The organism is Pseudomonas sp. 20P_3.2_Bac5, from assembly GCF_025466035.1.
GTDB lineage: Bacteria > Pseudomonadota > Gammaproteobacteria > Pseudomonadales > Pseudomonadaceae > Aquipseudomonas.
This window is the reverse complement of sequence record NZ_JANLOA010000083.1, coordinates 1-1,117: the sequence shown is the minus strand read 5'-3', so window position 1 is coordinate 1,117 and position 1,117 is coordinate 1. Positions and strand designations below refer to the sequence as shown.

General features: G+C 59.3%; 1 protein-coding gene. It reads left to right on the top strand.

Annotation, left to right across the window (positions count from 1 at the left end; all coding sequences use genetic code 11):
• Window positions 1–1,117: Ig-like domain-containing protein (locus tag NTD88_RS15345; RefSeq protein ID WP_262154877.1), on the top strand; the 1,117-nt coding region annotated here is incomplete at both ends.

Sequence of the window (1,117 nt, the reverse complement as noted above, 5' to 3'; positions counted from 1 at the left end):
CGACGGCGACACCAGCACTGCCAATCTGGTTCTCAACATCAAGAACCTCAACGACCCAGTCACCCTCAACGGCCTTAACGTTGCGGGTGGTGAACTGACGGTCTACGAGAAAAACCTCAGCGACGGCAGCAACCCGAACACGCCGGCACTGACCCAAACCGGCACCTTCACTGTTACTGCTCCGGACGGCCTACAAACCCTGAGCGTGGGCGGCATCAACGTTGTTTCTGGTGGTGTGGCGGCTGGTTTCCCACAAACCGCCACGACGCCTTTGGGCAATACGCTGACCGTCACCGGCTACAACCCAAGCACTGGCGTAGTGAGCTACAGCTATACGCTGCTGGACAACGAGGCTCATCCAAACGCTGGCGGTATCAACAACCTCACCGAAAGCTTCACCGTCACCGCGACGGACACTGATGGCAGCACCTCCAGCGGAAGCCTCGACGTAAACATCGTCGACGACGTACCAACCGCTGCGCCTGACACCAACGCCGTCACCGCAACCGAAGCCCAACTGACCCTGACCGGCAACGTCCTGACCAACGATACTCAGGGTGCCGACCGCGTCACCGGACCGATCACCGCCGGCACCTTCACGGGCACCTACGGCACACTCGTACTGGCAGCAGATGGCTCCTACACCTACACCTTGAATCCTGCTGACCAGGACTTCTTCAACCTGCACGGCGGTGGCACTGGCACTGAGACGTTTGCCTACACCTTGAAGGACGCTGACGGCGACACCAGCACCGCCAATCTGGTTCTCAACATCAAGAACCTCAACGACCCAGTCACCCTCAACGGCCTGAACGTTGCGGGTGGTGAACTGACGGTCTACGAGAAAAACCTTAGCGACGGCAGCAACCCGAACACGCCGGCACTGACCCAAACCGGAACCTTTACCGTCACCGCTCCGGATGGTTTGCAGACCTTAAGCGTGGGCGGCATCAACGTCGTTTCTGGTGGTGTAGCCTCCGGTTTCCCACAAACTGCAACGACTCCGCTGGGCAACACGCTGACCGTCACCGGTTACAACGCAAGCACCGGCGTGGTGACCTACAGCTACACGCTGTTGGATAACGAAGCCCATCCAAACGCTGGCGGTATCAACAAC